Annotated in this window: 13 protein-coding genes; 2 read left to right on the top strand and 11 right to left on the bottom strand. The window is 62.0% G+C overall.

The window, feature by feature from the left end; translation table 11 throughout:
* Positions 1–149: 149 nt before the first annotated feature.
* The 5 genes from PSCI_RS19315 to PSCI_RS19295 form a co-directional block, all read right to left on the bottom strand.
* Positions 150–953: an OmpA family protein gene (locus PSCI_RS19315; RefSeq protein WP_045490121.1), complete on the bottom strand. Its 804-nt coding sequence runs from the start codon at positions 951–953 to the stop codon at positions 150–152.
* On the bottom strand, positions 950–1306 hold the full coding sequence (locus PSCI_RS19310; RefSeq protein WP_144403282.1) for a DUF4398 domain-containing protein: 357 nt from the start codon (positions 1304–1306) through the stop codon (positions 950–952). The genes PSCI_RS19315 and PSCI_RS19310 overlap by 4 nt, the downstream gene beginning before the upstream one ends.
* A gap of 10 nt (positions 1307–1316) precedes the next feature.
* On the bottom strand, positions 1317–2135 hold the full coding sequence (locus PSCI_RS19305; protein WP_045490119.1) for a transporter substrate-binding domain-containing protein: 819 nt from the start codon (positions 2133–2135) through the stop codon (positions 1317–1319).
* Positions 2136–2219: 84 nt separating this feature from the next.
* Positions 2220–3149, bottom strand: coding sequence for an electron transfer flavoprotein subunit alpha/FixB family protein (locus PSCI_RS19300; protein WP_045490117.1), 930 nt, complete (start codon positions 3147–3149; stop codon positions 2220–2222).
* Positions 3150–3899, bottom strand: a complete 750-nt coding sequence (locus PSCI_RS19295; protein ID WP_045490115.1) for an electron transfer flavoprotein subunit beta/FixA family protein — start codon at positions 3897–3899, stop codon at positions 3150–3152.
* Between the two features lie 482 nt (positions 3900–4381).
* Here PSCI_RS19295 and PSCI_RS19290 point away from each other — a divergent pair, with 482 nt between their 5' ends.
* The gene (locus tag PSCI_RS19290; protein WP_045490113.1) at positions 4382–6037 is read left to right on the top strand and encodes an electron transfer flavoprotein-ubiquinone oxidoreductase; all 1656 of its coding nucleotides are present in this window, start codon (positions 4382–4384) and stop codon (positions 6035–6037) included.
* Positions 6038–6099: 62 nt separating this feature from the next.
* Here the strand turns inward: PSCI_RS19290 and PSCI_RS19285 are convergent, their stop codons facing one another.
* The gene (locus tag PSCI_RS19285) at positions 6100–6990 is read right to left on the bottom strand and encodes an AraC family transcriptional regulator (protein ID WP_045490110.1); all 891 of its coding nucleotides are present in this window, start codon (positions 6988–6990) and stop codon (positions 6100–6102) included.
* 170 nt (positions 6991–7160) lie between these two features.
* Here PSCI_RS19285 and PSCI_RS19280 point away from each other — a divergent pair, with 170 nt between their 5' ends.
* Positions 7161–8213, top strand: a complete 1053-nt coding sequence (locus PSCI_RS19280; RefSeq protein WP_045490108.1) for an NAD(P)-dependent alcohol dehydrogenase — start codon at positions 7161–7163, stop codon at positions 8211–8213.
* On the opposite strand, the gene PSCI_RS19275 is transcribed toward PSCI_RS19280, so the two are convergent.
* The 5 genes from PSCI_RS19275 to PSCI_RS19255 form a co-directional block, all read right to left on the bottom strand.
* Positions 8214–9002, bottom strand: a complete 789-nt coding sequence (locus PSCI_RS19275) for an IclR family transcriptional regulator (protein ID WP_045494592.1) — start codon at positions 9000–9002, stop codon at positions 8214–8216.
* Between the two features lie 81 nt (positions 9003–9083).
* A complete protein-coding gene (locus tag PSCI_RS19270; protein WP_045490107.1) occupies positions 9084–10394 on the bottom strand; it encodes an MFS transporter in 1311 nt (436 codons plus the stop codon).
* A 57-nt stretch (positions 10395–10451) separates the two neighbouring features.
* A complete protein-coding gene (gene dgoD, locus PSCI_RS19265; RefSeq protein ID WP_045490104.1) occupies positions 10452–11600 on the bottom strand; it encodes a galactonate dehydratase in 1149 nt (382 codons plus the stop codon).
* A 53-nt stretch (positions 11601–11653) separates the two neighbouring features.
* Complete coding sequence (locus tag PSCI_RS19260; RefSeq protein WP_045490102.1) at positions 11654–12280, bottom strand: 2-dehydro-3-deoxy-6-phosphogalactonate aldolase; 627 nt, start codon at positions 12278–12280, stop codon at positions 11654–11656.
* 1 nt (position 12281) lies between these two features.
* Entirely contained in the window at positions 12282–13277 is a 996-nt protein-coding gene (locus tag PSCI_RS19255) for a 2-dehydro-3-deoxygalactonokinase (RefSeq protein ID WP_045490100.1), read from the bottom strand.
* Positions 13278–13316: the final 39 nt, after the last annotated feature.

Genomic DNA, 13316 nt, shown 5'->3' with positions numbered 1-13316 from the left:
GCAATTGTACTGGGACAGTTCTGGCACAGAAGCCGTATTGTGCACCCTGACAGAAATATTTGGATGGCATAAATGCCAAAAGCAGCGGTCTTAAGGCCAAAAAAAGCCCGAGCACCCTACCGGGCTCGGGCTTTTTTTGGACCCTGTGTTTATCGGGCAATGCCGAGCCGTCCTTTATCGTCGGAAAAGACGATTTCAACCCGACGATTCTGCGCCCTGCCCCGCTCTGTCGCATTCACATCAACAGGAAACTGCGCGCCGTAGCCAATGACTTCAACACGCTTTTCTTCCACTCCCAGGTCGATCAGCACATCCGCAACGGCCTGGGCACGATCCCGGGACAACTTGAGATTGTCCTGACGCTCGCCGGTGTTGTCGGTGTAACCCTCAATGCGTACCACACGTCGCGGGTGCAGTTGCAGGAACTGGACGATCTTGAGCAGGGTACGATTGGCGGAGTTCTTCAACTGCGCATCGCCCTGATCGAACAACACATCGCCCAAGGTCATGACCAGACCGCGATCGCTCTGGGTAGTGGCCAGCATGATCTGCTCTTCGACCCACTTGCCCTGCTGCCGGGCACCGGCCAGCCTGGCTTCACGCAACCCCAGTTGCAGCCGCTGACGCTCAAGCTCCATCCTGGCCATACGCTCTTGCGACAGCGCCAGATTAGTGTGCTCACGGGCAATTTCACTGTAGCGACTGCTCAGGTAAGCGTAATGCGCAACATCCGCGCCACTGCCCAGATAGCTCGACAGCCGCTCGGCACGCCCCAGCGATTCTCCGGCGCGAATCACATCCTTGGGCGCACTGCGCAGCACATCAGGATCTTCCTTGACCCGCTGAAAGTCGGCACTGGCTTTCTGTAAAGCATGATCGCCCGAGTACTGGCCGGCACAGCCGGCCAACCCCAGCACTGCACAGACACTCAGAATATGCGGCAGACGATTCATTGCGCCTCCTTCAACTGCTTGCGCAGACGTTCAAGGCGAGCTTCGAGTTGCGCACGCTGCTCTTCACTCTTGAGGGTCAGGGTTTGCGCCTCGGCCAGCCGGGCATCCAGCTCAGCCCGCTCGGCCTGCATGCGCGCATTCTTGTAGGACTGTTTGAGCAGCTCGGCACGCGCGGCGGCATAGCGCTCTTCGGCCTGCTGCATCTGCGGCAGCTCTTCACCTTCGGCCCCTACTGCCTTGGCCTGGGCAATGGCTTGCTCGGTCAGTTTCATTTGTTCGGTGGGCGCCGGATCGTTCGCACACCCGGCCACAATGACAGCCGCCATGCCGGCGACCAAAAAGCGAGTACTCACTAAACCATTCCTACTGTTTGGAGACGGGCTGCTGCAACTGGCGTTTCCACAGATCCAGATTGCGTTTTATGGCCTCATCGGCAAGGCCCGAAGCTGCCGATTCTGTCATCTTTTTCGTCAGTTGTCCGCGCAACCAGGGGTCGTTGCAGGCTGAATTGGACGATAACGCCAGATGAAACCCCGGCCGATCCACCACCAGCGCCAGCGCCTGCAAGTCAGCCGCCAGGCCTAGCGACTCGACCAGCACTCGGCCTGCGTAGCGCCCTGCCAGAGCGTAGTCGACCTCACCCAGCGCCAGCTTTTGCAGCGCCGCAGTCAGGCCGCCCACGGTTTGCAACTGTAGCTGCGCACTGGCAAGCGCCTCGAACTCCGGCGTCAGCCGGGTTCTTTGAGAGCGCACCCCGGAGTGCCCCTGCAAATCAGCAAGACTCTGCGCAGCCAGGCCGGAATCGGCGCGCGTCCAGAGCACGATTTCGTTATGGCTGATGGCCGGCTGAAGGTAATCGAAAGCCTCCAGTTGCGCCGAATTCAGACTGGCATCGACCAGCAGATCCATCCGCCCGCTGCGCACCTCCTCTTGTGCCTGGCTGCGTTTGCCGGCGTAGAGCACCTCTACGGTGATGCCCAACTCCTGGGCAGCCTGCCGGAGCAGGTCGGCATTGGCACCCATCAGTTGCCTGGGGTCCTGCGGATCGCGCCACAGGTACGGTGGCGCATCCGGACTGCCACTGGCGATCAGCCGCTCGCACTTGGCTGCCGCTGCGGCCATAGCGGGCGACATCAGCCAGCCCGCCAGCACGCACGGCCAGAGAACTCGAAAGGCGCCCATGCAAAATCCTTGCTATCAGAAAACAAAAAACCCGCCGGTTCGTCAGCAAACCGGGCGGGTTCTTTTATAGGGCAGGATGCCGGATCAGACCAGCTTTTCCAGCTCCGGTACGGCTTCGAACAGGTCGGCTACCAGACCGTAGTCAGCCACCTGGAAGATTGGCGCCTCTTCATCCTTGTTGATCGCGACGATCACCTTGGAGTCTTTCATGCCAGCCAGATGCTGGATCGCACCGGAGATACCGACAGCGACGTACAGTTGCGGCGCGACGATCTTGCCGGTCTGACCGACCTGCATGTCGTTCGGCACAAAGCCTGCGTCAACGGCCGCACGCGAAGCACCGACCGCAGCACCGAGCTTGTCGGCCAGGCTGTACAGGTGCTTGAAGTTGTCACCGTTGCCCATGCCGCGACCGCCGGACACCACCACCCGCGCCTCAGTCAGCTCTGGACGGTCAGAGGTCGCCAGCTCTTCGCTGACGAAGCTCGAGGTACCGGCGTTGTGCGCGGCAGCCACGGCTTCGACAGCAGCAGAGCCACCTTCGGCAGCAACCGGGTCGAAACCGGTAGTACGCACGGTAATGACCTTGACCGCTGCACTCGATTGCACGGTGGCAATGGCGTTACCGGCGTAGATCGGACGCTTGAAGGTGTCTGCCGACTCGACCGAGACGATTTCGGAAATCTGGTCAACATCCAGTTGCGCAGCAACACGCGGCAGGATGTTCTTGCCGTTGGAGGTGGCTGCGGCCAGCACGTGGCTGTAACCCTTGGCCAGCTCGACGATCAGTGGCGCGACGTTTTCCGGCAACTGGTGAGCGTAGGCTGCGTTGTCGGCAGCCAGCACCTTGGCCACACCGGCGATCTTCGCGGCCGCTTCGGCAACCGCCGATACGCCGGCACCTGCGACCAGCACGTGAATGTCGCCGCCGATTTTCTGGGCGGCCGCTACAGCATTGAGGGTCGCCGGAACCAGCGCACCCTTGTCGTGTTCAGCGATAACCAAAATAGTCATTTAGATTACCTTCGCTTCGTTCTTCAATTTTTCGACCAGTTCAGCCACCGACTTGACCTTGATGCCGGCGCTGCGCACTGCTGGCGCCTCGACCTTGATGGTCTTGTTGGTCGAGGCTGTGGAAACACCCAACGCTTCAGGGGTCAGGGTTTCCAGTGGCTTCTTCTTGGCCTTCATGATGTTGGGCAAGGATGCGTAGCGCGGCTCGTTCAGTCGCAAGTCGGTGGTGATGATGGCAGGCAGGTTCAGCGCAACCGTCTGCAGACCGCCGTCGATCTCACGGGTCACGGCAACCTTGTCGCCATTGACTTCGACCTTGGAGGCAAAGGTGCCCTGGGCGTAACCGCTCAGCGCGGCGAGCATCTGGCCGGTCTGGTTGTTATCGCTGTCGATCGCCTGTTTACCGAGGATCACCAGTTGCGGCTGTTCCTTGTCGACCACGGCCTTGAGCAACTTGGCAATCGCCAGCGAGGTCAGTTCTTCAGCGGACTCAACCAGTACGGCACGGTCGGCGCCCAGCGCCAGCGCGGTGCGCAGTTGTTCCTGAGCGGTGGACGGACCCACGCTGACCACGACGATTTCGCTGGCAACGCCCTTCTCTTTCAGACGCACGGCCTCTTCGACGGCAATTTCGCAGAAGGGGTTCATGGACATCTTGACGTTGGCCAGGTCGACGCCGGAGTTGTCCGCCTTGACGCGAACCTTGACGTTGTAGTCGACCACTCTTTTGACAGCTACAAGAACCTTCATGGATTCCTCGTTACTCTCCGATGAATAGAAGCCGCCTGGACACGGCCAGGCGATTGGAATGCGTCCTCAACAAGCAATCCTGGGGCGTGCACACGCACTACAAGGCCGATTAAAGCCGGCCAATGGCCGCAAGGCCGTGTAGAATGCGCCGCACAAACAGGCACGAAGTGTTTAACCACACTTCACGGCCGCACGCCTTTACAGGTCTGGTCGAGTTTTATCGACCCGCAGCCAGTACCAAACCGCCCGTATCTTGACCGCAACCTCCCGGACGGTCAATACGACATATCGGCCAGTCATGAGTCCCGCCGCTAGGATTTATAAGGGTTTCAACCGATTCAAACAAACGTTTGTATTGGACCTGCCCGATGGTGTAGATATACTGCCTGAACTTAGAAAGAAGCCGCGAAATCGACTGTTGCCGCTGTCGTTTATCGCCAGAGCTTATAAAGACACCGTGAGCCATTTGTAGGAGATAGCCTGTGGAACGCGAATACATGGAATTCGACGTGGTCATCGTCGGAGCCGGGCCCTCCGGGCTTTCCGCCGCTTGCCGCCTGAAACAGAAGGCCGCTCAAACCGGCCAGGAAATCAGCGTCTGCGTGGTAGAAAAAGGCTCCGAAGTTGGCGCCCACATCCTCTCCGGCGCGGTATTCGAACCGCGCGCCCTGGAAGAGCTGTTCCCCGACTGGAAAGCACTGGGTGCCCCGCTCAATACGCCCGTGGTGCGCGATGACATCTATGTGCTGCGCAGCGAGCAGAGCTCGATCAAGGTGCCTGATTTCTTTGTGCCCAAAGCCATGCACAACGAAGGCAACTACATTATCTCTCTGGGTAACCTGTGCCGCTGGCTGGCCCAGCAGGCCGAGAACCTGGGCGTCGAGATCTACCCAGGCTTTACTGCCCAGGAAGTATTGTTCGACGAGGCCGGCATCGTGCGCGGCATCATCACCGGCGACCTGGGCGTGGACCGCGAAGGCCAGCCCAAGGACGGCCTGTACACCCCCGGCATGGAACTGCGTGGCAAATACACGCTGTTCGCGGAAGGTTGCCGCGGCCATCTGGGCAAGCAACTGATCAAGCGCTTCGAGCTCGACAGCGAAGCCGACGTGCAGCATTACGGCATCGGTATCAAGGAACTGTGGGAAATCGACCCGGCCAAACACGTACCGGGCCTGGTGGTGCACACCGCCGGCTGGCCGCTGGACAACGCCAACATGGGCGGCTCGTTCCTTTATCACCTGGAGAACAACCAAGTGGTGGTCGGTCTGATCATCGACCTGTCGTACAGCAACCCGTACCTGTCGCCATTCGACGAATTCCAGCGCTACAAGCACCATCCGGTCGCCAGCCAGTACCTCGAAGGCGGCAAGCGCATCAGCTACGGCGCCCGCGCCATCGTCAAAGGCGGCTACAACTCGCTGCCGAAGATGGTGTTCCCCGGCGGCGCGCTGATCGGCTGCGACCTGGGCACCCTGAACTTCTCGAAAATCAAAGGCAGCCACACGGCCATGAAGTCCGGCATGCTGGCCGCCGACGCGGTGGCCGAGCAACTGCTGGCGGGCAACCAAGGCGGCGACGAACTGACCGGCTATGTCGAGGGTTTCAAGGCCAGCTGGCTGCACGACGAACTGTTCGCCTCACGCAACTTCGGCCCGGCGATGCACAAGTTCGGCCCGATTCTCGGCGCCGGCTTTGCCTTCCTTGAGCAGAATATCTTCGCCAACAAGCTGCCCTTTACCCTGCACGACACCAAGCCGGACCATGCCTGCCTGAAGCTCGCTGCCGATTCCAAAAAGATCGACTACCCGAAACCGGACGGCAAGCTCAGCTTCGACAAGCTCAGCTCGGTATTTCTCTCCAGCACCAACCATGAAGAGGAACAGCCCTGCCACCTGAAGCTCAAAGACCCGAGCATCCCGATCAGCCAGAACCTGCCACTCTACGACGAGCCTGCACAGCGCTACTGCCCGGCCGGCGTGTACGAAGTGGTGACCCAGGAAGACGGCGAGAAACGCTTTCAGATCAACGCCCAGAACTGCGTGCACTGCAAGACCTGCGACATCAAGGATCCGGCGCAGAACATCACCTGGGTGGCGCCTGAAGGCGCAGGCGGGCCCAACTACCCCAACATGTAATGCACCGTAGGAGCGGCTTCAGCCGCGAAAGCTTCTCAGCTAAAGCTGCTCCTACCGTGACGCTAAACCCCTCTCTCCTGCCCCGGGCTGCGCTCGAAGTAGCGCTTGTACTCGCGACTGAACTGCGAGGCACTCTGATAGCCCACCTGCAATGCCACCTGAGCCACACCCATTGCGTCGCTGACCAGCATCTGCTGGGCACGCAGCAGACGCAGGCGTTTGAGATATTGCACCGGGCTGAGCAAGGTGCTGCGTTTGAAGTGTTCATGGAAGGTCGACACGCTCATATTGGCGCAACGCGCCAGGGTCTCGACATTCAGCGGCTCGGCGAAATGATCGTGCAGGTAATTGACCGCCGCGGCCACCCGGGCGAACTGCCCCTGTTGCTCGACCAGTGCCCGCAGCACACCCGCCTGCGGACCGCGCAGCGCGCTGTACAGCACATCGCGCACTCGCGCCTGGCCCATCACCTGACACTCCAGCGGATCGTGCAGGCAACGCAACAACCGCTCGACACTCTCGCGCATGCCCACATCGAACTGCACCGAACTCATCGACTCCGGGGTCTGCATCCGGCTTTCGCCTGCAGCCGTCGGGCCCATGGCCTGCACCAGTTCGGCCAGCACGGTACGATCAATCGCCACTGACACACCGTAAAGCGGCATGTCCGGCGCAGCGAAGGTTTCGCACTTGAACGGCACCGACAAGGCCTGGATCAGGTAATGCCCGGCGCCGTACTCGAAGGTCCGCGACCCCAGAAACGCCACCTTGCTGCCCTGGGCGACGATCATCAGGCTCGGCTCGTAGATCTGCGGGCTGCTGCCCATATGGCTGAACGCGCTGATCAGCTTTACGTCCGGCAAACGGGTATACGCCCAACCCGGCTGCGGCGCCAGAGAGCGAATCAGGTCCACAAGCGTCGTATTGGCTTCAAGGTATCGAGTCAATTGCATCAAACAGTACTGACAGAGAAACAGACACGCCTATCATCGCAGATCTGAGCAGCGATACAGCATACGCCGGAGAATCAGGCAAGAATCACGGAGAATTCGCCATCGCCGGGCGCGGCGTAGCGCACGACAATGCACCGCCTCAACAGCTTGTCATTTGCGAGGCCCCTCTGATGTACACCGCTATCGGTTACGCTGCTCAATCCCCTACCGCGCCGCTGGCGCCGATGACCTTCGAACGTCGCGCCTTGCGCGCTGACGACGTGGCCATCGAAATCCTCTACTGCGGCGTCTGCCACTCAGATATTCACCAGGCCCGCAATGAATGGGGGATTGCCGTCTACCCGCTGATGCCCGGCCATGAAATCGTCGGCCGGGTCACTGCCACCGGTCCGCAGGCCACCCGCTACAAGACCGGTGATCTGGTCGGTGTCGGTTGCATGGTCGACTCGTGCCGCACCTGCAGCGCCTGCCAGGCAGACCTTGAGCAATACTGCCTGGAAGGCCCGACCATGACCTACGCCACCCCGGACAGGGTCGATGGCAGCAACACCATGGGCGGCTACTCCAGCAGCATCGTGGTCAGCGAACACTTCGTCGTACGCATCCCGGAACAACTCGATGCGGCAGCCGCGGCGCCGATCCTGTGCGCCGGCATTACCACCTACTCGCCGCTCAAGCTCCATGGCGTGCGCGCCGGGCACAAGGTCGGCGTACTGGGCATGGGCGGCCTGGGCCACATGGGGATCAAGTTCGCCAAGGCGATGGGCGCAGAGGTCACTCTGTTCACCCGCTCTGCCAGCAAAGCGGCCGAGGCACGCCGTCAGGGTGCCGACCATGTGATCGTATCCACCGATGCCGAGCAGATGAAAGCCGCCGCCGGCCGCTTTGATTTCCTGCTCGACACCATTCCGGTGCAGCACGACCTCAATCCCTACCTGGACACCCTGACCTTCGGCGGCGTGCACATTCTGGTCGGCCTGATCGAACCGATCGACCCACCGGTACATGCCGCCAACCTGGTCATGAAACGCCGGGTACTGGCCGGCTCACTGATCGGCGGCATCGCCGAAACCCAGGAAGTGCTGGATTTCTGCGCTGAACACGACATCCGTTGCGATATCGAAATGCTCGACATCCGCAACATCAATCAGGCCTACGAACGCATGCTGGCCGGTGACGTGAAGTACCGCTTCGTCATCGATATGGCGACGCTCAAGGCCTGATCACACCGCGCCCAGTTCGGCCGACAGCTGCGCCGCCAGGTCTTTGATCAGCGGCACCAGTTCGGCCATTTTCTCCAGCGGCATATACGGCACAGTGCTGGCGATGCTGATGCCAGCCACGATCTGTCGGCTGGCGTCACGCACCGGCGCCGCAACGCAGCGGATCGACGGCTCGTTGTCTTCCAGGTCGAAGGCATAGCCGCCCTGCACATACTCCTCGCGGCGCTGGCGCAACTGCTCCCAGGTCTGCGGCTCATGGGCCGGCAATGTCGAGGCACGGCCAGCGACCGGCTGGCTGATATCGAACAGCCGCTGCCATTCCTGCTCGGCGCTGTCGAGCAACAACGCCTTGCCGATCCCGGTGCGTACCAATGGCATGCGGTGCCCGACCCGCGAGCGCATCTCCGGGCCGTTGCGACCTGGATTCTTGTGCAGGTACAGCACCTCATCGCCGTCGCGCACGGCCAGATGCACGGTATCGCCGGTCAGTTCCGAAAGCCGGTCCAGATAGGGCCTGGCCAGCATCGCCAATGGCAATTCTTCCCGAGCCTGGAAGCCCAGCTCGATCAACTTGGGCCCCAGCAGATAGCCGACCTGTGGCACCACCCGCAGATAGCGCTCCAGCACCAGACAACTGGCCAACCGGTGGGTGGTGCTGCGGGTGGTACCCATTGCCTTGGCGATGTCTTTGAGGTCCCGGGCACCTGCCGCGACTGCCTGAACCACGGCCAGGCCACGTACCAGAGTTTGCGTTCCCGCCAGCGCCGGTTCTTTATCGGCGTCTGCCATTGAAGCCTTGTCCATATCAGGTCTGGTTCCGTCAAAAAAGCTGGCAGCATTATGGGCATCTAGCCGCCTCAGAACCAGCCGCTAAAGCTCGATCCGCTCGACCTTGCCCACCAGCAGGATGTACGACAGCGCTCCCAACAACGCCAGGCAGGCGATGTAGGTAATGGCCGGCGCAAACGAATCACCGGTGGCCAGAAAACCGATCATGATCGGCGTGGCAATGGCCGCCAGGTTGCCGATGAAGTTAAAGGTGCCCCCCGTCAGGCCCAGCAGCCGCGCCGGCGCAACGGTCGATACCAGCGACCAGGTGATCGACGCCAGGCCATTGCCGAAGAAGGCTACCGCCATACAGGCGATGATCAGCCCGGTCGAGTCCACGTAGTTGGCACCAATGATGGTCGTGGAGATCAGCAGGCCAGTGATGATCGGCAGCTTGCGCGCCAGCCCCACGCTGTGGCCGCGGCGGATCAGCCAGTCGGAGAAGAACCCCGAACACAGCACGCCGACGAACGCTGCCAGGAACGGCAACGAAGCCAGCAACCCGGACTTGATGAAGTCCATGCCCCGGTACTTGACCAGATAGGTAGGGAACCAGGTCAGGAAGAACCACAGGGTCGAGTTCAGGCAGAACTGCCCCAGATAGAGCCCCCACAGCTTGCGCTGACTGAGCACGATGCCGAGATCGGCCCACTTGAACCCGGCTTTTTGCCTGGCGGTATCAGCCTGGATATCCACCAGCCCGCCGCCCTCGCGAATCAGCTCAATCTCGGCGTTATTGGCCCCCTTGAAGTCGCGCGGTTCGCGATACACCAGATACCAGATCACGCCCCAGAGGATACCTACTGCACCGGTGGCCACAAATACCATGTGCCAGCCGTAATGCGCCTGTAGCCAGGCCAGTATCGGGGTCAGAAATGCCAGGCCGACAAACTGCCCGGAGGTGTAGAAGCCGATGGCGGTGGCCCGCTCGCGCTCAGGGAACCACGAGGTCACCACCCGGCTATTGATCGGATAGGCCGGGGCCTCCAGCGCCCCCACCGCCATACGCAGCACGAACAAGGCGATGAAGCTGGCCGCAAAACCCAGCATCACCGTCGCCACCGACCAGGAGATCAACGCCACGGTATAGAGAATCCGTGGCGGTACACGGTCGACCAGCCAGCCGCCGGGCAATTGCATGGCCGCGTAGGTCCAGCCGAACGCCGAAAAGATCAGGCCGACCTCGACCGGCGTCAAACCCAGCTCGCTGGTCAGCGCCGGCGCGGCAATCGACAGGTTGCTGCGGTCCAGGTAGTTGATGACCACGGTGATGAACAACAGCACCATGATGAAATAGCGTTTGCGGGTCGGCGTGGCCAGCGACGCCGCCGATTCGAATGCCCGGGAACTCATGAGGTTTGCCTCTTATTGGAGTTGTATGAGTTTGTGTAGTACCGCACAGGTCGCCTCTTACCACTCGGCAAAACTGCCATCAGCATGCCGCCAGATCGGGTTGCGCCAGCGATGGCCGACGGCTGCGCGCTCGCGCACGTAAGCTTCGTTGATCTCGATGCCCAGGCCCGGACCGTTGGGGATTTTCACCATGCCGGCTTCGTAGTCGAAGACTTCCGGGTGTTTGACGTAGTCGAGCAGGTCGTTGCTTTCGTTGTAATGGATGCCCAGGCTCTGCTCCTGGATGAAGGCGTTGTAGCAAGCCGCATCCAGCTGCAGGCACGCGGCCAGGGCAATCGGCCCCAACGGGCAATGCAGGGCCAGCGCCACGTCGTAGGCTTCGGCCATATTGGCGATCTTGCGGGTTTCGGTGATGCCGCCGGCATGCGAGGCGTCGGGCTGGATGATGTCGACGTAACCTTCGCTGAGCACCCGCTTGAAGTCCCAGCGCGAGAACAGCCGCTCGCCCAGCGCGATCGGTGTACTGGTCAGCGGCGCCAGTTCCTTGAGCGCCTCATAGTGCTCGCTGAGCACCGGCTCTTCGATGAACATCAGCTTGAACGGGTCCAGCTCCTTCATCAGTACCTTGGCCATGGGCTTGTGCACCCGGCCATGGAAATCCACGCCGATACCGACGTTCGGCCCCACCGCGTCGCGCACCGCGGCCACGCTGGCCAGCGCGCGGTCGACCTTGTCGAACGTGTCGAGAAACTGCAGCTCTTCGGTGCCGTTCATCTTCACTGCAGTAAAACCGCGTTCCACCGCCTCCTTGGCTGCCCGAGCGGTGTCGGCCGGGCGATCACCGCCGATCCACGAGTAGACCCGGATCTTGTCACGCACCTGACCACCGAGCAGGTCGCTGACCGAGACGCCCAGCGCCTTGCCTTTGATATCCCACAGCGCCTGGTCGATACCGGCCAGCGCACTCATGTGAATCGAACCGCCGCGATAGAAGCCGCCACGGTAGAGCACGGTCCAGATGTCTTCGATATTGCGCGGGTCTTTACCAATCAGGTAATCGGACAGCTCGTCCACTGCCGCAGCAACGGTATGGGCGCGGCCTTCGACCACCGGCTCGCCCCAGCCGGTCACACCCTGGTCGGTTTCGACCTTGAGGAAGCACCAGCGTGGCGGAACGATAAAGGTGGTCAGTTTGGTGATTTTCATCGTTGTGATCTCTCTTGTTATCGATGCGGGCGCCTACCGCGCCCGCCAGAAAATTAAGCGGCGCTGCTGCGTGTCCAGGCCGCGACATACGCCTGGGCGCGGCTGGCGACCTCAGCGGCGCTCATGCCTGGCTTGAACAGCCCGGAGCCCAGCCCGAAGCCCCGCGCACCGGCGTCCAGCCAGGGCTGCATGTTGTCCGCCGTGATGCCGCCCACCGGCAGCAACACGGTGCCCGCCGGCAGCACCGCCAGCCAGGCCTTGACCACCGCCGGCGCCATTTGCTCGGCAGGGAACAGCTTCAGAACGTCAGCGCCTTCGGCCAACGCGGCGAATGCTTCGGTCGGCGTGGCGACACCGGGCGACAGGAACAGCCCGGCCGCTTTGGCGGTCCGCAGCACGGCGGCATCGCTGTGCGGCATGACGATCAACTGGCCTCCGGCGTCCTTGACCTGCTGCACCTGCGCGGGCTGCAACACTGTGCCGGCACCGACCAGGGAGTCGGCGGGCAGGCTGCGCCGCAGCAGGCTGATGCTGTCGAACGGCGATGGCGAATTGAGCGGTACCTCGATGACCCGAAAGCCCGCCTCGTACAGAACTTCACCGATGGCTGGCGCTTCCTGGGGACGCAGGCCGCGCAGGATCGCGACCAACCCGTTACTGTTGAGTGCTTGCAAAAACATGTCAGAGCTCCTTGAGCAAAACAGAATCGGCGCCGCTCAACAGGCCTGCCTGCCGCGCCACCTGCCAGAGACCGCACTCGGTGGCCTGCTCGGCCAGCGTCACGGAGGAAAAACCGGCCAGCACCAGAGCCTGCCGGTAGCGCTGGCACAGGCTGTCGCTGCCCACCAGCACCACGGCCGGTAACGGCGCCTGCTGCTGGCGCAACGAGGCGCAAAGCCCCGCCAGTTCGTGGCCGATCAGCAGCCCGGACAGGTAGTCAGGCTGGGCGCTGGCCGTCAGTTGCCCGGTCAGGCCAAGGGTGCGGCTGCTAAAGATGGTCGACAGCAGACCCGCCTGCCCCGCACTGGACAACGCCACCGCAACGCCTTGCTCGAAGGCCTGCAGGTCGAACTCGCCGCCCGGCTGCATGGTGCGACCCAGCAAGGTGTGGGCACACAGCGCGGCGTAGACCTCGCCGGTCATGAACGTATCGAAATGGACAATTCGCCCTTCGCTGACCCGGACCCATTTGCTGTGGCTGCCGGGCAGGCCGATCAGCAGTGGCTGGGCATTGCCCTGCCCGGCGAGGATGCCCAGCACCTGGGTTTCTTCACCGCGCATGACGTTAGGCAGAGCCGAGCGCTGGATGACGCCGGCAATGATGTGGATGTCGACACCCCGCACGCTGCGCACCGTGGTGAGTGTGGCGCTCAGTGCATCGAGGCTGGCCGGGGTTGGCTGATAGGCGGCTTCGCGCCAGCCCTGGGCGCTGCCGACCATGCCGCAGGCAATCACCGGCAGGCGCGGCTCGGCATCCAGCCAGTCACCGCAGGCCTGATCGAAGGCCAGTTCGAATCCGTTGCTGCATGGTTGCCCGGCGATCTGCCGGGGCGTGCTGGGCAGTTGCATGATGCCCGCGCTCAGAGAGCGGTGTTCGAGGACCTGGCCTTGGTGGCCGAGTCGGTAGGCCCGAAGGGAAGTGGTTCCCCAGTCGAGCGCTATGAGTTGCGCCTGCATCGCTTCACCTGTTGTTTTTCTAAGTGACTGCGAGGCGGA

The sequence above is a fragment of the Pseudomonas sp. StFLB209 genome (assembly GCF_000829415.1).
GTDB lineage: Bacteria > Pseudomonadota > Gammaproteobacteria > Pseudomonadales > Pseudomonadaceae > Aquipseudomonas.
Note: the sequence above shows the minus strand (reverse complement) of the source record. Positions and strands in the feature narration are given on the sequence as shown.